21 protein-coding genes are annotated in these 20,805 nt (G+C 33.0%); 5 read left to right on the top strand and 16 right to left on the bottom strand.

Annotated elements, in window-relative coordinates:
- Positions 1-78: 78 nt before the first annotated feature.
- Both SOM12_RS06025 and SOM12_RS06020 read right to left on the bottom strand, forming a co-directional pair.
- Positions 79-1,161 (bottom strand): glycosyltransferase family 9 protein, encoded by a 1,083-nt coding sequence (locus SOM12_RS06025; protein WP_320492756.1) that lies wholly within the window; start codon positions 1,159-1,161, stop codon positions 79-81.
- A 249-nt stretch (positions 1,162-1,410) separates the two neighbouring features.
- Complete coding sequence (locus SOM12_RS06020; protein ID WP_095927858.1) at positions 1,411-2,205, bottom strand: DUF2797 domain-containing protein; 795 nt, start codon at positions 2,203-2,205, stop codon at positions 1,411-1,413.
- A gap of 241 nt (positions 2,206-2,446) precedes the next feature.
- Between SOM12_RS06020 and SOM12_RS06015 the strand changes: the two genes are divergently transcribed.
- From SOM12_RS06015 to SOM12_RS06005, 3 genes are read left to right on the top strand one after another with little or no spacing between them, the layout of a single operon-like run.
- A complete protein-coding gene (locus tag SOM12_RS06015; RefSeq protein ID WP_320492754.1) occupies positions 2,447-3,958 on the top strand; it encodes a GH3 auxin-responsive promoter family protein in 1,512 nt (503 codons plus the stop codon).
- Positions 3,959-3,970: 12 nt separating this feature from the next.
- Complete coding sequence (locus SOM12_RS06010) at positions 3,971-4,213, top strand: redox-active disulfide protein 2 (protein WP_320492753.1); 243 nt, start codon at positions 3,971-3,973, stop codon at positions 4,211-4,213.
- 60 nt (positions 4,214-4,273) lie between these two features.
- Positions 4,274-5,197 carry a restriction endonuclease gene (locus SOM12_RS06005; protein WP_320492752.1) on the top strand — a complete coding sequence of 308 codons (924 nt, stop codon included), beginning with the start codon at positions 4,274-4,276 and terminating at the stop codon, positions 5,195-5,197.
- A 98-nt stretch (positions 5,198-5,295) separates the two neighbouring features.
- Here the strand turns inward: SOM12_RS06005 and serB are convergent, their stop codons facing one another.
- The 6 genes from serB to SOM12_RS05975 all read right to left on the bottom strand — a co-directional run bounded on the left by serB (position 5,296) and on the right by SOM12_RS05975 (position 9,022).
- Positions 5,296-6,525: a phosphoserine phosphatase SerB gene (gene serB / locus SOM12_RS06000; protein WP_250834083.1), complete on the bottom strand. Its 1,230-nt coding sequence runs from the start codon at positions 6,523-6,525 to the stop codon at positions 5,296-5,298.
- A gap of 156 nt (positions 6,526-6,681) precedes the next feature.
- Positions 6,682-7,119 carry a VOC family protein gene (locus tag SOM12_RS05995; protein WP_095927862.1) on the bottom strand — a complete coding sequence of 146 codons (438 nt, stop codon included), beginning with the start codon at positions 7,117-7,119 and terminating at the stop codon, positions 6,682-6,684.
- A 90-nt stretch (positions 7,120-7,209) separates the two neighbouring features.
- The gene (locus tag SOM12_RS05990) at positions 7,210-7,650 is read right to left on the bottom strand and encodes an SRPBCC domain-containing protein (RefSeq protein WP_320492751.1); all 441 of its coding nucleotides are present in this window, start codon (positions 7,648-7,650) and stop codon (positions 7,210-7,212) included.
- A gap of 1 nt (position 7,651) precedes the next feature.
- Positions 7,652-8,062 carry a VOC family protein gene (locus SOM12_RS05985; protein ID WP_095927863.1) on the bottom strand — a complete coding sequence of 137 codons (411 nt, stop codon included), beginning with the start codon at positions 8,060-8,062 and terminating at the stop codon, positions 7,652-7,654.
- A 112-nt stretch (positions 8,063-8,174) separates the two neighbouring features.
- The gene (locus tag SOM12_RS05980; RefSeq protein WP_095927864.1) at positions 8,175-8,579 is read right to left on the bottom strand and encodes an SRPBCC family protein; all 405 of its coding nucleotides are present in this window, start codon (positions 8,577-8,579) and stop codon (positions 8,175-8,177) included.
- A 32-nt stretch (positions 8,580-8,611) separates the two neighbouring features.
- A complete protein-coding gene (locus tag SOM12_RS05975) occupies positions 8,612-9,022 on the bottom strand; it encodes a VOC family protein (protein ID WP_320492750.1) in 411 nt (136 codons plus the stop codon).
- Positions 9,023-9,163: 141 nt separating this feature from the next.
- Between SOM12_RS05975 and SOM12_RS05970 the strand changes: the two genes are divergently transcribed.
- A complete protein-coding gene (locus SOM12_RS05970; protein WP_320492749.1) occupies positions 9,164-10,129 on the top strand; it encodes a GlxA family transcriptional regulator in 966 nt (321 codons plus the stop codon).
- Between the two features lie 137 nt (positions 10,130-10,266).
- Here SOM12_RS05970 and SOM12_RS05965 read toward each other — a convergent pair whose 3' ends face one another.
- From SOM12_RS05965 to SOM12_RS05940, 6 genes are all read right to left on the bottom strand, one after another.
- The gene (locus tag SOM12_RS05965) at positions 10,267-10,908 is read right to left on the bottom strand and encodes a murein L,D-transpeptidase catalytic domain-containing protein (RefSeq protein ID WP_320492748.1); all 642 of its coding nucleotides are present in this window, start codon (positions 10,906-10,908) and stop codon (positions 10,267-10,269) included.
- A gap of 145 nt (positions 10,909-11,053) precedes the next feature.
- The gene (gene clpX / locus SOM12_RS05960; protein WP_095927868.1) at positions 11,054-12,286 is read right to left on the bottom strand and encodes an ATP-dependent Clp protease ATP-binding subunit ClpX; all 1,233 of its coding nucleotides are present in this window, start codon (positions 12,284-12,286) and stop codon (positions 11,054-11,056) included.
- A 164-nt stretch (positions 12,287-12,450) separates the two neighbouring features.
- The gene (clpP, locus tag SOM12_RS05955; protein ID WP_095927869.1) at positions 12,451-13,125 is read right to left on the bottom strand and encodes an ATP-dependent Clp endopeptidase proteolytic subunit ClpP; all 675 of its coding nucleotides are present in this window, start codon (positions 13,123-13,125) and stop codon (positions 12,451-12,453) included.
- A 283-nt stretch (positions 13,126-13,408) separates the two neighbouring features.
- Entirely contained in the window at positions 13,409-14,731 is a 1,323-nt protein-coding gene (locus SOM12_RS05950; RefSeq protein ID WP_320492747.1) for a trigger factor, read from the bottom strand.
- A gap of 112 nt (positions 14,732-14,843) precedes the next feature.
- Positions 14,844-15,188, bottom strand: coding sequence for a phage holin family protein (locus SOM12_RS05945; protein ID WP_095927871.1), 345 nt, complete (start codon positions 15,186-15,188; stop codon positions 14,844-14,846).
- Positions 15,189-15,242: 54 nt separating this feature from the next.
- Complete coding sequence (locus SOM12_RS05940; protein WP_320492746.1) at positions 15,243-16,007, bottom strand: alpha/beta fold hydrolase; 765 nt, start codon at positions 16,005-16,007, stop codon at positions 15,243-15,245.
- Between the two features lie 210 nt (positions 16,008-16,217).
- On the opposite strand from SOM12_RS05940, the gene SOM12_RS05935 reads away from it, so the two are divergent.
- On the top strand, positions 16,218-17,630 hold the full coding sequence (locus SOM12_RS05935) for a hypothetical protein (RefSeq protein WP_320492745.1): 1,413 nt from the start codon (positions 16,218-16,220) through the stop codon (positions 17,628-17,630).
- A gap of 31 nt (positions 17,631-17,661) precedes the next feature.
- Here SOM12_RS05935 and SOM12_RS05930 read toward each other — a convergent pair whose 3' ends face one another.
- Entirely contained in the window at positions 17,662-18,531 is an 870-nt protein-coding gene (locus SOM12_RS05930) for a DUF4249 domain-containing protein (protein ID WP_320492744.1), read from the bottom strand.
- A 6-nt stretch (positions 18,532-18,537) separates the two neighbouring features.
- The gene (locus SOM12_RS05925) at positions 18,538-20,805 is read right to left on the bottom strand and encodes a TonB-dependent receptor plug domain-containing protein (protein WP_320492743.1); all 2,268 of its coding nucleotides are present in this window, start codon (positions 20,803-20,805) and stop codon (positions 18,538-18,540) included.

Genomic DNA, 20,805 nt, shown 5'->3' with positions numbered 1-20,805 from the left:
TTTCTAAAGCTTAAAAAACTTAGAAACTTAGCATCTTTAAAAAAAAATCCTGTTCGAATTGAACAGGATTTTTTTTTATTATATCGCTCTTGAATAAAAATTTAATCTACCGTTATTCAAAATTGAATTTATTGTTTTTATGTATTGTTTTTTCGTGTAGAGATTAACATCTATTCCGATACTACAATTGTCATACGGTTCATATTTTTTCAAATTAGATACAGAAAACAATCCAATAGTTGGTGTATGTACTGAACTTGATAAATGCATAATTCCGCTGTCGGCACCAATAAACAAATCTGCGTTTGCAATAACAGATCCTATTTCTCGAATATCTTTACTGTAAAATGTTGGTGCTTTAAATCCAATTTGCGATACGTTTTCTACAGGCAAAATCTCGACAATATTATAGTCTTTATACTCTGAAGTAAGTTGAGAATAGAATTTTTCCCACCATTCTTCCGACAGACATTTTGTTCCCGTTGCATAGGTAAAAATACAAATCGTCTTTTTATCGTTATTCGTTAGTTCACTTAATATCTTTCTGCCTTCTGCAATTTCAGAAGCAGATAATTTAAGTTCTAAAGGAGCAATTATTTTGTTGCTGTTTGTTGGTAGTCTCAATTTTGAAAGATAATTGCGAAAATTATAAACAGGATATTTTGCAATATGTTCAAAATCACTTTTATGCTCTGTTTCTTCCTCATTTGAGTCTCCAAAAAACTTGTATTTGGCATTTGAAAATTGAACTGCTAATCGTCCAGAAGAAGAGTTTTGATCTACGTTAATCGCTAAATCATATGGTGTTCTCTTTAATGAAATCCAGACTTTTGAATAGGCCAACAAACTTTTAAATGGTTTTTTAGGCAGATGAATTATTTTGTCAACAGTATCGTATTTTTCAAAAATAATTGGAGCCAAATTTCCTTTTACAAATAAATCAATTTTACAATTTGGAAACATTTCAGACACTTCCTGAACAAGTGGCGTGATTAACAAAAGGTTTCCTAATCTTCCATTTGGTCTACAGATCAGAACTTTTTTGATCTCGCTCTTATCGACCAAAATAAAATCGTCCTGCATATTTGTCTTTCCAACATTCTTAGTCAGATTCCGCATTATGCTACGTCTGTGTACGTTTATTTTGCTTAAAATACTCATTTATGGAATAATTTATTAATTATAAAATCTTAATTAAATTTTAGAAATAGTGGCAGTCTCAAATCTACCTTCTTTTATTATCTAAAAATAAATTCTTCCAATAAGCATTTGTTACAAAATTGTAACCAAATGTATCATCATTTACACCTTTTTGTGTTTTGGAATTGAGCTAAAATTACAATAAATTATCACAGAATTAACAAATTAATAGACGATTATGCAATAAACATCGACAACTCCTTAGAAAACCTAGACATTTATTGAAACCACATACCCTTCAGAACCGCGAATATTAAAAACGGTACCATCCTCAAATAACAAATACTGACCTTTAATTCCAGTTAATTTTCCGCTGAAAGAAGGTGTTTTATCAAGATTTAAACTGTTCACTTTAGCCGGATAACTCAAAACGGGATACTGAAGTTCATAAACATCATTTTTTTCAGCATAAAAATAATCCCTAACTTCTGTTGGAATTAAACTTTCGATTTTTGCTTTCTCTGCAATTAAATCAAAACTTTCAACAGCGTTTTGCAACATTTTTCTCCAATTGGTTTTGTCTGTATAATGGTCTTTTAATGCTACCTCTGTTATTCCTGCCAAATATCGGTTCGGAACCTCAACAATGGCAATGGCCTGAGAAGCACCTTGATCGATCCAACGAGTTGGAACTTGCGATTTGCGAGTCACTCCAACTTTTATTTCACAAGCCGAAGCCAAATACACCACGTGTGGCTGCAATTGCGCTTTTGATTCATATTCTAAATCTCTATCTGCAATTCCTAAGTGCGCTGTACTCAATTCTGGTCTCATAATCCAATCTCCTACTGCAGGGCTTGAATAAAAACACTCGTAACAGAAACCTTGTCGGTATATTTTTTTCTTTTTACCGCAATTTAAGCATTGACAGCCCACAAAATTGATTTCAATTTCTTTATCTAATAATTGATTAACATTTAAGAAACTATCTTCGAAAACCAAATAATATTGAATTGGACTTCCAAGTTCGGTTTGCATTTTTGTGAGTACGCCTTGATATTGCATTCGTATTTTTTATTTATAATTGCTGATTTAGATTTATCAAAAGATTTAAATTTTTTGTGTTAAAATTCGACTTATTAGGTAGAATCTTTACCTTAAATCGAATTGTTTATTACAAAAAAATATTATTTTTGATATGAAGACAAAGTTACTATTTGTCTATCGATATTCAAATTTTAAGTTTTTTGTTTTATATAGATTGTAAGATTTAAAACCTAAAATTAGCTAACTAAAAAACAGATTCATGCCTTTATCTATTATCAATTCGTTTGCATCTTGGGTTCTTAAACAAAGGATTCATCAAATAGAGCTTTTTTTAAAATACCCAAATGAAGTTCAGGAAGAATTATTGCACAACTTATTGACGGCATCTGAAAATACGGTTATTGGAAAACAATATGATTTCTCGAGTATTAACTCTTATCAAACCTTTGCAGAAAGAGTTCCAATTGCAACTTATGAAGAATTACAACCGCTAATCGAACGTACGCGTTTAGGCGAGCAAAATGTGTTTTGGGAAACGCCAATTAAATGGTTTGCCAAATCTAGCGGAACTACAAATGCAAAAAGTAAATTTATTCCAGTAAGTAACGAAGCTTTGGAAGATTGTCATTATAAAGGAAGTAAAGACCTTTTGTGTCTGTATTTGAATAATAATGAAGATTCTGAATTGTTTTTGGGTAAAAGCCTTCGTTTGGGAGGAAGTTCTCAGATTTATGAAAACAACAATACTTTCTTTGGCGATTTATCGGCAATTTTGATTGAAAACATGCCTATTTGGGCTGAATTTAGCAGTACGCCTAGCAGTAAAACTTCGTTAATGAGCGAATGGGAAACTAAAATGGCTGCAATTATCAACGAAACTAAAAATGAAAACGTAACCAGTTTTGCTGGAGTTCCTTCTTGGATGCTGGTTTTAATGAATAAAGTTTTAGAAAATACTGGCAAACAGAGTTTATTGGAAATTTGGCCGAATCTTGAAGTCTATTTTCATGGCGGAGTAAGTTTTTCTCCGTACAAAGAACAATACAAGAAAATTTTACCAAGTAAAGATTTTAAATATTATGAAATCTACAACGCTTCTGAAGGGTTCTTTGCTATTCAGGATTTAAATAACTCAAGCGATTTATTATTGATGTTGGATTATGGAATTTTCTACGAATTTATTCCGATGGATACTTTTGGAACTCCAAACCAAAAAGTAGTTCGTCTGGCCGATGTAGAATTGAATAAAAACTACGCAATTGTTATTACTACTAATTCTGGTTTGTGGCGTTATTTAATTGGCGACACGATTCGTTTTACTTCTTTAAATCCGTACAGAATTAGAGTTACGGGAAGAACCAAACATCATATTAATGTTTTTGGCGAAGAATTAATGGTCGAAAACACTGACCAAGCTATTGCAAAAGCGTGCCAGGTTACACAAACAGAAGTTATCGATTATACGGTTGCTCCTATTTTTATGCATGATAAAGAAAAAGGCGCTCATGAATGGATGATTGAATTTAAGAAAAACCCTGCTGATGTAGGTCTTTTTCAAAAAGTTCTAGACGAGACTTTACAAACTCTAAATTCTGATTACGAAGCGAAACGCTACAACAATATGACATTAAATCCTTTGGTGGTGAATGTTGCCCGCGAAAATCTTTTTTACGATTGGCTGAAAGAAAGAGATAAACTTGGCGGTCAGCATAAGATTCCGAGACTTTCGAATCAGAGGGATTATTTGGAACAATTGAAAGAAATGTGCTAAAACAACTATAAAATGAAAGACACAAAATTCAGCGAAATGAGCAATGAAGAACTGATTAAAAATCAGAAGACATTAAAAACCGTGAATACGATTTTTTGCGTTGTACTTTTTATGCTGTTCATTCTTAATATATTCATTGTTTTTATGAAAGGTTTTAGCGCTATGAATGTTATTCCTGTCGCCTTATTGCCTATTCTTTTCTTGAATCTTAAGAATTTAAAGGAAATGAAAAGGGAGTTGGAATCGAGAAAGTAAAATCTGAAATTTTCAAATCATAGAAATTATTTAATCGATTAATATCAAAAATTCTAAAATATGCCAATCCCAAGACATGATGAGATAAGAGTCCCCGCGCTAAATTTGTTACTAGATGGATCAACAATGAAATTAAAAGATTTTATTGAACCTCTCTCTAAAGAATTTTCATTAACGGAACAAGAAAAAAATGAAATGTATACTTCCGGAAATGGGCATATCTTTTATGATCGAATATCTTGGGCATTAAGCTATCTGAATATGGCAGGTCTTTTAGACAAGCCTGCAAGGGGTAATTACAGAATAAACTCTAAGGGCGTAGAAATGCTAAAGAGTCCAGAAAAAATTAATACATATGTTGATGTAGAAGTTGCAAAACGCGACAGAACAAAAAAAATAAACAAAAATCCTGAAATCACAATAATTGACACAAATGATGGGTCAACTCCTCAAGAAAAATTATATACATCTTTTAGTAATATTAGAAATTCTATTTATGATGAAATCCTAACAACAATTCTAAGTAAAACACCAACTGCTTTTGAAAAGTTAGTTGTGCTATTATTGCAAAAAATGGGATATGGTGGTGAAATAAAAAATTCAGGATTAGTGACGCAAAGATCTAATGATGGAGGGATTGATGGAATTGTAAAAGAAGATATCTTGGGTTTTGGAAGAATAAATATTCAAGCTAAAAGATATCGTCTTGATATTGCTATTGGACGTGAAGAAATTCAAAAATTTGTAGGAGCACTAGCGGTTGCACAATCCAATAAAGGTGTTTTTATAACGACATCCTATTTTTCTAAAGGTGCTATTGAGTATGTCGAAAATTTATTTGGAAATACGACTGTTGTATTAATTGACGGAAAAAATTTAGCAAGTTATATTTATGATTATGGACTAGGAATGCAAGTGGAGCAAACTATTGAAATTAAGAAAATGGATTCAGATTTTTGGGATTCAATGACTGACGAGTCATAATACCTCAAATCGAAACTACTTATAAAAAACCTCAGTTCTTTTTTGATGAACTGAGGTTCTGTTTTATTCTGATTATAGTAGATAAATTACATGAAAACTTACATCATATCAATATATCGATCGTGATATCCTAAAAGATATAAAACACCATCAAGACCTAAACTTGAAATTGAAGTTGAGGCGCTTTCTTTTACTTTTGGTTTTGCGTGAAAAGCGATTCCAAGACCTGCTAAATTTAGCATTGGCAGATCGTTGGCTCCATCGCCAACCGCGATAGTCTGATTGATGTGGATTCCTTCTTTTTCGGCAATTGCTTTTAGATATTCTGCTTTTTTCTGACCGTCAACAATATCACCTAAATATTTACCTGTTAGTTTACCATCTTTTATTTCTAATTGATTGGCGTGAACGTAATCTATTCCTAATTCTTTTTGAAGGTATTCTCCAAAATAGGTAAATCCTCCCGAAAGAATGGCAGTTTTATAGCCATAATATTTTAACGCTTTCATTAAACGATGCGCCCCTTGTGTTATTGGTAAATTAACTGCAACATTTTGCAAGACTTCTTCGCTCAAACCTTCTAGAAGAGCCATACGTTTTTTGAAACTTTCGTTGAAATCAATTTCGCCATTCATAGCCGATTCTGTAATCGCTCGAACTTGATCTCCAACGCCATTCAATTCTGCAAGCTCATCGATTACTTCGGTTTGAATTAAAGTCGAATCCATATCGAAGCAAACCAAACGACGGTTTCTTCTATAAATGTTATCTTCTTGGAAAGAAATATCAACATTCAACGTTCTAGAGATCTCCATAAAACTCGCTGTCATGATGATCTTATTTACAATTTCACCCGTTACAGACAATTGAATACAAGAACGCGGATATTCTTCTTTTTCTACAATTGAAGTTCTTCCAGTTAATCGGATAATAGAATCGATATTTAAATTTTGATCTGACAATATTTGAGTTACTGCAGACAATTGTGAAGCTGCGAGTTTCTCACCTAAAATATTGATGATATAACGTTGTTTTGATTGTGATTTTACCCACGTTTCGTAATCTTCGATAGAAATTGGAATGAATTTCACTTTGATTTCCAATTCGTATGCTTTAAACAAAAGATCTTTTAAAACGGGTGCCGAAGAAGAACCAGCAGCAATTTCGAACAAAATTCCTAAAGAAAGCGTATCATGAATATCGGCTTGGCCAATATCTAATATATTAGCATCATATGCTGCCAAAACAGCCGTTAAACCTGCTGTAACTCCAATTTTATCATGTCCTGAAACTTTTAATAAAATTATTTCTTTATCTTCTGCTGCCATTTTTCTTTCTTGATTATGAAGCGACAAAAATCGGCAATCTCTCGTTGATAAAAAAGAATAATCTTTGTTTTTTTGAAAAGAAAAAGCACATATAAATGTGCTTTTTCGAGTAATTTAACAATTATCTTTTATTATTAAAATAACGTAACTTTTATGTTATTTCATTCCTTCATTTTTATCAAAACTCACCATCCAGTTGATGCCGAATTTATCTTTAAACATTCCAAAATAAGATCCCCAAAAAGTGTCGTTCATCGGCATTTCTACTTTTCCTCCAGCCGAAAGTCCGTTAAAGATTTTATCGGCATCTTCTCTGCTCTCTGCATTAATAGAAACAGAAAAATTATCGCCAAAACCGACATCTCCGTATCTTGGATGTGTGTCGCTTCCCATTAAAATACTACTTCCAATTGGAAGAGATACGTGCATAATTCTATTCAAAGCTTCTTCAGAAAGGACTTCACCTTCTTCTGCGGGAGCATCTTTAAATTTTCCGATATACGGAAAATCTCCGCCAAAAACTGATTTATAAAACAGAAATGCTTCTTCACATGTTCCGTTAAACATTAAATAGGGGTTGACTGCTGTTGCCATGATATTTTTTTTTTAATTGTTAATTATCAATTGTAAATTGTAAATTCTCTTTCTTCTATTCTCTTTTCTCTTTTCGCTCTCTCTTCTAGTTTACTTCTCAGACAATTCTTTAATTAATTCCACTGCTTTCGGAAATGAATCTTTGAAGTAATCAATATGTTTTTCAATTACATCCACCTCAACATGAAGATCTACAACATCTCCTTTTTGAGTCAGTCTGTAAGTTTCCATTGCACCGCTCCATTTTTCTGTTTCCGCATTTGGTGGCACTTCTTTATGATCCTTGATTTCGCCAAGATGCTTAAAAGCCATATATTCATTCGGAATTTTGGTCTCAATCAGACTATTCATTCCATCTGCTCCTCCAGGACCTAAAAAATAAATTTTGTCCCCTTCATTCCAAGTCGATTCAGCATAACTTCCTTCGGCAAAAACACTCGTCCACTTTCTGTATGTTTCGTCATCCCATAAGACTTTCCAAATCTTTTCTTTTGAAGCCTTTATTTCGATATTAAATACTAATTTTTCCATCTTAACCTGGTAATTTACTAAAATCCATAAATAAAACATTCCAACGATGACCATCCAAATCGGCAAAACCACAGCCATACATCCAGCCCTGACTTTCGGCAGGAGGAGCAAAAACGTTTCCGCCGGCTTCTTTGACTTTCTCTGCTAGTTCATCGACTTCTTCCCTGCTTTCTGCATCAATCGAAATCAACACTTCTGAGCTTAATTTCGTATCTGTAACACTATTTTGCGAAAAGCTTGAAAAAAGCATTTCTTCAAAAAGCATTACTACAAAATGTCCTTCACCTACAATCATGCACGTCGAACTTGGCGTGTCATGCTGTTCATTAAACGAAAAACCTATTTTCCAAAAAAAATCTTTCGCTTTTGCCACATCCTTTACAGGAAGATTCAACCATATTTGTTTTGTCATTTTTTGTTTTTTTTTGTTGGGTTAGATATTTATTTCTTTTTTAAACCATATTAGTATTATTTAGCATTCTATTTTTAACCTTTAAACCTTTGTCACTCTGCTTCTTTGCACCTTAATTAGCCTCAACGTAACTTTTAAAATTATCCAAAATGGCCTGCCATCCAGCGCGTTGCATTTCTTCTGGATTTTGTGTTTCTGGGTCAAAACTTTCAATTATCTCAACACCATCTGCCGTTTCTGTAAAAGTGATTTCAACTTTTCTTCCGTCTCCCATAACATAAGATAATGCTTCGTTTGGTTTTACTAAAGTAAATTCGCCCTCAAAGTCAAAACTCATGCTTCCGTCTTTTGCCGCCATAGTCGATTTGAATTTTCCTCCTTCTCTCAAATCAGCTTCAGCATAAGGTGTGTGCCAGTCAGGAGAAGCAAAGCTCCATTTTGTAATATGTTCTGGAGTATTCCAAAAATTCCAAACTTTATCAAGAGATGCGTTGACAGTGTTTTTTATTGTTATCATTTTTATCGTTTTTGTGATTTATTAATTGATTATTACATGTTAGCTGGAATCTGACTTTCATCCATAAAGAAAACTTCCCAGTGATGTCCGTCTACATCTAGAAAAGTTCTTTGGTACATCCAGCCATAATCTTGAGATTGCTGGTAATCTGTTCCTCCGGCCTTAATGGCCTTTTCCATCATTTCATCTACCTGTTCTCGTGTTTCTACAGAAAGCGCTATAAGAGCTTCGCTGGTTGTTGTAGAATCACAAATTTGTTTCTTTGTAAAGGTTTGATAAAACTCTTTTACTAAAAGCATAATAAAGATGCTTTCGCTTATAACGATACACGCTCCTTTGTCATTAGTAAATTTCGGATTGGTCGAAAAGCCAAGTTCGTTAAAAAAAGATATTGCGCGATTTAAATCTTTTACAGCAAGATTTAAGAAGATTTTTGTTTTCATCTTTATAAAATTACGAATTAATTAAAACAAATTTAATTTTTTAAGATTACTTAAAAATGCCAATAAAAGTCATTTTTAGGGGCATTTGAGACAATTTGCTTATTTTTGTATGATATTGAAATTCCAAAAAACCAAAATATCATGAGCACGAAACTAGGTTTAATCATACCTCACGATTATAAATTACTGAGTATTGCAGCGATTTTGGAAGTATTTGAAACTGCCAATAAACTTACTGCTGGAACCAAAAAACCATTTGAGATTATGATTTTTCAGTCGCAAGAGCAAACGGATCAGGGAAATTTATTTGGATATAAAAGCAATGCTATTGAAACTTCAGAAAGTCTTTTAGACTTAATTTTAATTCCCGCTTTTACTACCGATAATATGAGCGAGATGATTAAAAAGAATAGAAACTTTATTCCGTGGTTGCAAAAACAGCATAAAGCCGGAGCCGAATTAGCCAGTTTTTGCACTGGAGCTTTTTTGTTTGCTGCTTCTGGTTTATTGAACGAAAAATTGGCCACAACACATGTTGACGCTTGCAGTGCCTTTACCAAAGCTTTTCCGATGGTAAAATTAAAACCTGAGGAAACTTTGACTGCAGACGGAAGTTTATACACCAGCGGCGGATCTACCTCAACTTTTCATTTATTGATTCTTTTGGTTCAGAAATTCTGCGGTAACGAAATGGCGGTTAAAATTGCTAAAATATTTTCAATCGATTTGAATCGATATAAACAAAGTTATTTCAGCACCTTTAGACCCAATCATTTGCACAATGATTCTTTAGTTGCACTATTGCAACAAAAAATTGAAAATCAGTATCATTCTATCGAAAAACTGGAAGAAATCACAAAAGATATCCCGACCAGTGCCCGAAACATGACTCGACGTTTCAAACAAGTAACAGGAATTCCTCCGATTGAATATTTACAGAATATCAGGGTCGAAAGCTCAAAGAAATACTTAGAACAAACTCAGCTTTCAATTTCGGAAATCATCGAGAAAACTGGATATAATGATCCAAAAGCTTTTAGAAAAGTATTTTATAAAATGGTCGGTATGAAACCTATTGAATATCGAGAAAAATTTAGAGTGCAATAATTTTAAGGAGCAGATCAATTCGTTTTCATAAGAACGTTTCGTCCTGCTCTACACTGTATCTTTTGTTGTGAACCCCACAACAAAAGGATGCCGTTTCGATCAGGGCTAAAATAGAACTTTTGTTTTTCAGAATTGCTTTAAGACTTAACAACCCAAAGGAGTACTTTTTTATTGGCTTTCAAAAGTTCATCGATCTCTCTCATGCTTTCGTTTGAAACTGCAGGACAGCCCCAGCCTTCTGGTGTTCCTTTTGGATAAACTTCATCATCTGACACCGCTTCCCAAGAATGCAAAACAATAGCACGTTTTCGTGCATTAAAATTGCTTTTTTCTTTTCCTTGCAAAACATAATTTACTTTTATTCCCCACTGACTTACACCACGATCTAAAACAACATATTTTCCAACCGAAGAACAATGCGAATCAAATTCGTTACTCATACTTGCGTTATTTTTAGAGGAAGTTCCTCCCCATCGATTATCTCCACAACCATGACTTACCATATACGATTTTGAGACTTCCTTCTTTTTAAAATCGTAAACAAAAAACCTTTTATAACCAGAATGCAATCCGAGATCAATCAAAATAAATTTATCTTGATTTAAATTATTGACTTTACAATAGTATGCTGCTTCTTTATAATAATTACTGTAATTAACTTCAATATGAGGATTTTCTAATGAAACTGCTTCGCTTTTATGCTTATTTTCAGAAACAGTTATTCTTTTGCTTTCTTTATTACAAGAAAAAACAAATACCAGACAAATTATAAAAAGCATTCTTTTCATATCAAATATTTACACAAAAGCACAAACGAAAATAGAATTAAAAAAGTATATAAAAAAACCTGCTCAAATAAATGAGCAGGTTCTATAAATTGATCTTTACCAAAGTTTAAATCTTTGAAAAAGTTGATTTTAAAATTTAAGAAGCAATCTCCATACGTTTCAATAAGTTTTTACTTAACGTATGTTCTGCATATTCTTTGTCGATTGTCAGACTAATATCATCAGATGTTGGCAGTTCGTACATGGCATCTGTTAAGATAGCTTCACACAAAGAACGTAATCCACGCGCACCTAGTTTATACTCTAAAGCTTTATCTACAATAAAATCTAAAGCTTCATCGGTAATTGTAAACTCAACATCATCCATTAAGAATAACTTCTGATATTGTTTGATCAACGCATTTTTAGGCTGTGTCAAAATTGCACGAAGCGTTGCTTTATCCAAAGGATCCATGTGCGTTAAAACTGGTAAACGTCCAATAATCTCAGGAATTAAACCAAAGTCTTTAATGTCTTTTGGGATAATATATTGCAACAAATTGTCTTTATCTATATTGTCAGCATTTTTAGAAGTTGAGTACCCAACTGCCTGACGATTTAAACGTTTTGAAATAATACGTTCTACCCCATCAAAAGCACCACCAGCAATAAATAAGATATTTTGAGTATTTACCTCAACAAATTTCTGGTCTGGATGTTTACGTCCTCCTTTTGGCGGTACGTTTACAACTGTCCCTTCTAATAATTTCAATAAAGCCTGCTGAACACCTTCTCCAGAAACATCACGAGTTATTGATGGATTATCGCTCTTACGGGCAATTTTATCAATTTCATCAATAAATACGATTCCTCTTTCTGCTTTAGCCACATCATAATCTGCAGCCTGAAGTAAACGTGTCAAAATACTTTCAACATCTTCTCCAACATAACCAGCTTCTGTCAATACAGTTGCATCAACAATTGCTAACGGAACATCTAACATTTTAGCAATAGTTTTTGCCACTAATGTTTTTCCAGTTCCTGTCTGACCCACCATAATGATGTTACTTTTTTCGATCTCTACTTCATCGTCTAATTGCTGTTGCATTAAACGTTTGTAGTGATTGTAAACCGCAACTGACATTACTTTTTTCGTCTGGTCTTGACCAATAACATATTGATCTAGAAAAGCTCTAATTTCTTTCGGTTTCTTTAAAATTAAGTCCCCAACTAGTTTCGCGCTTCCGCTAGATTTTAATTCTTCTAAAACAATTCCGTGAGCCTGTTCAATACACTTATCACAAATATGTGCATTGATACCTGCAATTAATAAATTAGTTTCTGGCTTCTTTCTTCCACAAAACGAACATTCTAATACTACTTTTGCCATTCTATATTTAAGTTACTAAGCTGCAAAGATACTAAGTTTCTAAGCTTTTTGACCTAAAACTTAAAAACTTAGCTCTTTACAGCTTAATATTTTTGTTTAAAGTTTAAAGTTTCAGGTTTCAGATTTGCCGAAGCAACTTGAAACATGAGACCTGAAACTAATTCTTAGCTTCTTCTTAATACTTCGTCAATCATTCCGTACTCTTTTGCTTCATCTGCTTTCATCCAGTAATCACGCTCACTGTCTTTGTGCACTTTATCAAAAGTTTGTCCAGAATGTTGAGAGATGATGTTGTATAATTCATCTTTTAATTTCAACATCTCACGTAAGTTGATTTCCATATCTGTTGCAACACCTTGCGCTCCTCCAGATGGCTGGTGAATCATTACTCTTGAGTGAGGTAATGCAGAACGTTTTCCAGCAGCTCCTGCACATAATAAAACTGCTCCCATAGAAGCTGCCATTCCGGTACAGATTGTTGCTACATCTGGTTTGATGTACTGCATAGTATCGTAAATTCCTAAACCTGCATAAACACTTCCTCCTGGAGAGTTTAAATAAATTTGAATATCTTTTGAAGCATCAGCGCTTTCTAAAAATAACAACTGAGCTTGAACAATATTAGCAATCTGATCGTCAATACCAGTTCCTAAAAAGATAATTCTGTCCATCATTAATCTTGAGAAAACGTCTAATTGAGAAATATTCAGCTGACGCTCTTCGATAATATATGGAGTCATGTTTGTTGGTGTCATCGCTGCTACGATTTTATCGTAATACATTGCGTTTACTCCTTGGTGCTTTGTAGCAAATTTTTTGAATTCTTTACCGTAGTTCATATTTTTAGTTTAAAGTTGAAAAGTCTAAAGTCAGCATGTGACTTAAACGAATTAAACAAAGTTCATACCTTTTTATAAGAGATGCCAATTTGTCTTCTTTTTATAATAGAAGTTTCGTTATTGAAATTTAAGAAATAATTATTTCAAAACAACGATCTTTTTAAAACAAAAAAAGAGCGTCAAAAATATCTTTTGACGCTCAAATATAACTTTTTTTATCTTTCAGTTTCTGTAATAAAATCTTAAAATTTGACTTTACAACTTTAGACTTTCAGACTTAAATTTATTCTCCGTAAGAAGCAGCAATAAATTCTTCGTAAGTAACCTCTTTAGTAGTTGGGTTAGCTTTTTCTTTGAAAATATCTAGCATTTTAGCTGCTACAACTTGCTCAGAAAGTCTTTTTACTTCGTCTTGGTTAGATAAAACTCTAGCCACGATTCCTTGAACTTCTTCTTCAGTTGGGTTTGTTTGACCAAATTGAGCCATTTGCTGTCTGATTGCGCCTGATGTAAACTCTTTCAAGTCATCAAATGTAATTTGGATATTGCTTTGAGCCAATGCTTTTCCTTCGATTAATTGGAAACGTAAACCTTTTTCAGATCTTGCGTATTCAACTTCAGCTTCTTCTGCAGAAAGTTTTTTCTCTCCTACAGTTTGCAACCATTTTTTAAGGAATTCAGCTGGTAAATCAAATTTTGTGTTTTCGATCAAGAAATCCTGAACGTCTAATAATAATTTTTGGTCAGCTTGTTGAGCGAATTGCGCTTCAGCATCTTCTTTAATTTTAGCTTTTAAATCTTCTAAAGAAGCCACATTTCCTTCTCCAAAAAGTTTATCAAATAATTCTTGGTTTAATTCAGCTGGCTCAGAACCGTTGATGGCGCTGATAGTAAAGTTTACTTCAACATCTAAACCGTGAACACCTTCGTGACCTACTTTTAAGTAATCCATTAATTGGTGATCGTCTTCAAATAAACCTTTTGTGCTTACTGTAACAACATCTCCAACTTTTTTACCTGTGAATTGTTTTTGAGCTTTTTTGCTAAATGCATCAACAGAAATTGTAGTCGTATTATCGATTCCGTTTGCTTCGTTTGAGAAAGTTCCAGTTAAATCAGATTTAGCATCAGAAACTTCTTGAGGAACTGCTTTTCCAAATTGTTTTTGGATACGCTCCACTTGTCCGTCGATTAATTTATCGTCTGCAGTAACGATATATTTTACGATATTATTTTTAGCTTCAAGATCAATTTCGAAGTTTGGCACTAAACCAATTTCGTATTCGAAAGTTAACTCTTCAGCATCCCAGTTAAAGTTTTCGTCTACTTTAGCAAGAGGAGTTCCTAAAAGATTTAATCTTTCAGATTGAATATAACGCTCTAAAGCCAAATCAACTACTTTTTTGATCTCTTCTTGCTTAATAGCTTTTCCGTATTGTTTTTCAACAAGATCTTTAGGCACTGCCCCTTTTCTAAATCCTTTAACTTGTGCTAAAGGCATTTTTTCGTTAATTCTTTTTGCTACTTGACCTTTATAATCCATATGAACAACGTTCATAACGATTGTCTCGTTTACAGCGTCTATTGCTACTCTTTTAATATCCATCTTCTTCTTTAATTTACATAATAAAATTGGGTTGCAAAATTATAAAATTTTTGCAACCCAACCAAGTTTTTAATCTATTGTATTTGAAGCAGTTTTAATCTGCTCAATTGTTTTATTTATCGTCTCCCAATATTTTATAAGTAAGAGATTGAAGGATAGACAAAATAATGCTGAATATTAATGCTGTCCAGAAAGTATCGACTACAAAACCGCCAACAATTTTTGTACAAAGCAAAATAATCAAAGCATTTATAACTAATAAAAATAAACCAAGTGTAACAAACGTTACCGGCAGAGTTAGCAATACCAAAATTGGTTTAATGAAGATATTTAGCAATCCTAAAACTACTGCAACAATTACGGCCGTACCAAAACTAGCAACATGGACTCCAGTTAAAATGTTAGACAATAATAAAACTAAGGCAGCTGTAACAAGAAGTCTAAGTAATAATTTCATAGTTATTCAGGTTTAAAATTTATTTAAAAGTACTAATTTTTCATCAAAAAATAACTACTCTTTCAAAAACTCCGTTGTCAATTCAAAAAACATTTTCGGATTTTCAGCATGCAGCCAATGTCCAGCATTTGGGATGGTTTCTAGTTTTAAATTTGGAAAATGCTTACGGATTCCGTCCAAATCTTCATCTTGAATGTATCCAGAGTTTCCTCCACGAATAAATAATGTCGGGTTATTAAAAACTAAATCGTCTGCCAAAGGCTTTCCAATGGCATCCAGATTATTATTAAAAGCTTCAAGATTAAATCTAAAAGCCAATTGTCCAGGTTCCTTCCAATATAAATTTTTCAACAAAAACTGACGTGTTCCAAAATCTGGAACGTATTGAGACACAATTTCCTCAACATCATTTCGGCTTGGTTTTACCGAAAAATCAACCGCATTTAATCCTGCCAAAATCTCCTGATGGTGCTGTTTGTAGAATCTCGGACCAATATCTGCCACAATCAATTTATCGACAATCTCTGGGTGTGTTGTTGCGAAAAGCATTGCTACTTTTCCTCCCATAGAATGTCCAAGAATATCAATTCGCGTTAGATTATTTGCTTGACAGTATTCGTATACATCTTGAACCATTGCTTCGTAACTCCATTCGTTTGAATGAAAACTGCGCCCGTGGTTTCTTAAATCTAAAATATGAACCTGAAATCCGGCTTCTACATATTGCCCCGCAAGAGTTTTCCAGTTATCAGACATTCCTAGAAATCCGTGCATGATGACAAATGGTTTTCCTTCGCCTTCTATTTTTGAGTATAACATTTAATTTGCTTATAAAAATTCTATTTACAAATGTAAAAAAACTTATCCATTACGATGATAACAGATATACCTATAAAACATTTTCAGATCCTGATATTAATAAAAAAAACTTTACATACTTACGGTTTCCCGTAATGTTTAGAGAATTTAATCTGCTACCTTGCGCTCCAAAATAAAATCTAAAATTTCATTTTAATTTAAACACAAATCATGATCAAAAAACTACTTTTATTATCATTGATTGCTTCGCAACTTATGATTTCATGTTCTAGCGACAACAGCGACGAAGTAATTCCAGAAGTAAAACCAGACCCAAAACCAGAAGTAGAGCTAACCATAGAAGAGCAAATTGCTGCTTTATTAAAACAGCCGTATTCAAACCTTACTCCTGCACAGCAAAAAACAAAATTTGAAGCTGAAGCTAATGAAATGCTTGTTCAATTGGACAAAAGCAAAACCTCTGGAGCAATCGAAGCTATTAAAAACTTAGGCCGTTTGTTTAGCCTTAAACATATTGATCTTTTTGACGGAAAAAGTCAAAATGGTGTAGAAGAAGTTTTAAACATTTCGGGCGTATATGGTACATATACTTGGGATGATGCTAAAAAAACATGGACTAAAACGGCTTCGACTACAGAATTGAAATTCGTTTTTCCTGCAAAAGAAGGACAAACTACAAACAATGCTGTATTAACATCTAAAAGCACTTCTTCAAGCATTAAATTTTCAAATGTTGACACTTATGCTGACTGGGGCTACAATTCAGAAACGCAGCAATACGGACCTATTACTCCTTCTGTACAAGATTGGTTTTACTTACCATCAACTGTAGAGGCTCTTTTAACTATTAATGGTGCACAAGCTGCTACTTTTACTTCAAATGCAAAATACTCAAGCCAAAACAAATCGCCAGAAGATTACAGCTACAAATTAGCCTTAAATGACGGTTATACTTGGGAAATGAGCGGTAAGAAAGGTACAGAAACTACTTCTAAAGCATTGTTTACTTACAACGGAAAAAGCTTAATTAACTTTAATGTTACAAGTAGTGCTGATATCGATAAATTGATCGAAAATGTAGAATTAAGCCAATACAAAGGAAAAGCAAATACGCTGTTTTCAATAATGGATAACTTTATTGTTATTGGTAATACAGATTTAGCTGCTGACGCTGCCGATAAAGAAGCTTTATACAAAAACAATACTCGCCCTGCATCTCCTGACGGTGAAAATCCTAAAAGTGACTATAAAGCTTATTACACAGCTTTGAATGCCTATGAGAAAAAAATATCTGAAGGAAAAGCAGCTAGCTTTAACAAAAACACGAAATTGTCTTTAGTTTCTAAAAAAGACGGTACTAAAATCGCTGATATCGTTTTGCGTTCTGAAAAAGTTGGAGACGATTATCTTGTTAGTTTACCTGTTTGGAATGCTCAAGGAAAATATTGGACATGGAGCCCTAATGGCGAACTATTTGCACAACCTTATCTTGATGAAGTAGTTTATTTAAAGTTCAATGATACTACAGAAGCTGCGATGGATGTTTATTTCTCTGAAATATTTAATTCACTTCATACTAAATTTACAGATTTCACAAGCGCTTTTCAAACAAAAAGCAAATAAACCTTTTTAATAAAAATGAAGCCGATTTGAATTACTCAAATCGGCTTTGTTTTTTAGAAGAAGTTTGAAGAATAATATTACTTTGCCCATATCCTGCCCAAATACCTATTCCTCCTTTTATATTCGATTTTAAACTTGTATTCGACGGATAAATTGGATTTTTGGCATTCACAATTTCGTTTTGCCAACTATTCCAGAAGTCTAAAGATTCTTTAGTTTGAGTTCGTAACTTTACATGAATCAAATCTCCATCAGTAAAATTCGGTGTGAATTTAGTTTTAGGAAACAATAAAATTCCTCTGTTGATCTGCATTTCAATGGCAGAACTTTTGAAATTTTTATCATCTAAATTACCATAAAAAGAGGGAACAAAAATCGGTTCTTCTCCTTCCACTTTTGTTGCAATTTGGTAATAATTTTTTTCAGACACTGGATCATCAAATTTCACAAAAACATATCCTGTTGTATCTGTTGCATTCTTTTTTATGTATTCTGCACTTTTAAGCTGTACCGATTTTGGAATTGTGGTAGTTGCTTCAATAACACGGTTTAAATATTCAATTTTCATCGTGTATTCTTTCCCTGCTTGCCCCATTAGAGTTGAACCAAAATATACGAATGGAGGAATACGGTTTTTATCGTTTTTTACTCTTAAAACTTCTGAATGCTCTCCGTCAGAAATTGTAATTTTTGCAGATCGAATCACATGATTTAAAACGTTTGTAGAATCAATGCCATCTGTTACCGGAATACTGCTAGACAACAAAACATTTGCATAATCTCCTTCTTCAATCCAGCTTTCTACCACTATTTTAGATTCTATGTTTTTCTGCTCACTAAAATTATCATTAGAACAGCTTACTGTTAATAAACCCAAAAGAAACAATAGATATTTTTTCATCTCATTTTAAAATTTAAATCTCCAACTTATCGAAGGAAGAATTCTATATAAAACTTTCTCATCTTGCTTTACCACAACTTTGTCTTTGTTTTCGTTTACTTCGACATCCAAAACAACATATATAGGATTAGAAACATTAAGTGTATTGTAAATCGAAAAGTTTAAAGCACTTTCTTTCTTAGAGGTTTTTATAAAATAATAATTAACTGAAAGATCTGTTCTGATATAATTTGGCATTTGAGCATTATTATATCCCGAATATTCTTTTACAGGATTATTATTTATAAAATACCACGAGGTTGGCATTGTAAATCTATTTCCAGAACCAAATATTTGAGTTATTCCAAAATTCCATTTTGTATTTAAATCATACATTCCAACTACTGAAAGATTATGTCGTCTGTCATATTTTGCAAAATACGTGTTGCCATTATTCAATTCATCAAAGTTTCTTTCAGACCAACTCAAAGTATAGCTTAACCAGCCTGTAAATTTTCCATTGCTTTTTTTCAACATCATTTCAAATCCGTACGCCTTACCTTCTCCAACATACAAATCGTTCTTTAAAGTTGTAATTTCATTAAACTGAGTTATTCCATAAGGATATTCGAGTAGATTTTTCATCGAACGATAAAACCCTCCAAAAGAAGAAGAAAAATTTCTGCTTATATTTTGATTCGATCCAATAGAAAACTCATTAGAAGACTGCGGTTTAATTCCGTCAGAACTCGCAATCCAAAAATCAGTAGGAATACCAACACTCGAAGTTGTGATCAAACTTAAATATTGATATTGTTTATTGTAAGAAGCATAAAACGAATACTTTTCGCTTGCATAATAATTCAGTACCACTCGCGGTTGAAAATGCAGATACGAATCAGATCCCGAAATATAATAGTTTATTCTAAGTCCTAACTCGGCTATTAAATTCTCCAATAATTTAGGTTTGGCGCTCACAAAAATTGCGGCTTCGTTGGCATCAATTTTTCTTTGAGAATAATTGTCAATTGTTGCCAGATTTTCGACATTTATTTTTTGAGGTTGCAAGTCATGATAAACATATTGCAATCCAGATTCAAACGGAACATTATGGATTGAAAATCTTACTGAATTTGCAAATCCTAAGTCCTTTACATAAGAAGAAACTCCAAACTGAATTGTTGCCTGCTCCATATTTAAGTCATTCAAATATTGACTAAAATAAACCGTATTAGACATACTTACTTTAGACGAAAATGTGGTCGTTAAAGATGGTGATACTATAAAATTACTCCATTTTAAATCGGTGTCAAGCGCAAAATTTTTATCTTTTATTTTGAGTTTATCAGCGCTGTAAAAAGCATTTAAAGAAAATGAATTCTTTTCTGAGACTTGAGACAAAAAAGTAATATTGGCATCCGAAAAACCATATTTCATATCCTGAACATCATTCTTCGAATCAGATTTTAGCAACGGTCCAACGACTTCATCAATATAGGTTTTTCTTCCAGAAATGTAGAATCCGGTTTTGTCATTTACAGGAACTGCTAAAGTTACCTGCGATGCCAGAATTCCAGCATTCCCTTGAATCGAAAACTCAGAAGGAAGTTTTTTACTGGCATTTAAAAGTGTTGTAGAACTCAAACGTCCGCCATATTTTGCATTCGAACTCGATTTGTCAAATTCAACATCTTTAATATGATCTGTATTGTAAAAAGGAAATATCCCTAATAAATGCGACATTCCATAAATTGGAGTTTCATTATATAAAATCGCATTATGGCCCGGATCGCCACCACGAACATACAAATAACCATTTGCGTCTCCTGAGTTTTGTACTCCAGGCGTTAACTGCAAAAGTTTGATCACATCTGTTGTTCCCAAAAGTGTTGGAACACCGTTTAATTCTTTCAAGTTAAAAGATAACCTTCCGCCAGATAAATTTTTAATTTGATTTTTTTTATCACTTGAAACGATAACCTCTTTTAACTGAGAAATATCTTTTTCTAAGACTATAGCAATTACGGTATCTTTTAGAATATCGAACTCAATAGTTTTTAAGATAAAATCAGAGTGATCGACTTTTATAACAAGTCTGCCAGAAGAAATGTGTTCTGAAAAATTCCCTAAAACATCAGTAGCAACATTCCATTGTTTTTTATTTACTTCTAAAAAAAGATTTGCGCCAACAAGATTTTGGCTGTCAGAAGATTTTATATTTCCAGATATCTTTACGGTCTGTGCAAAGAGGCCAGAAAAGGAAAACAAGAGAAAGAAAATAATAGATTTTGGCAC

This window comes from Flavobacterium sp. CFBP9031 (assembly GCF_034044945.1).
Taxonomy (GTDB): Bacteria; Bacteroidota; Bacteroidia; order Flavobacteriales; family Flavobacteriaceae; genus Flavobacterium.
Note: the sequence above shows the minus strand (reverse complement) of the source record. Positions and strands in the feature narration are given on the sequence as shown.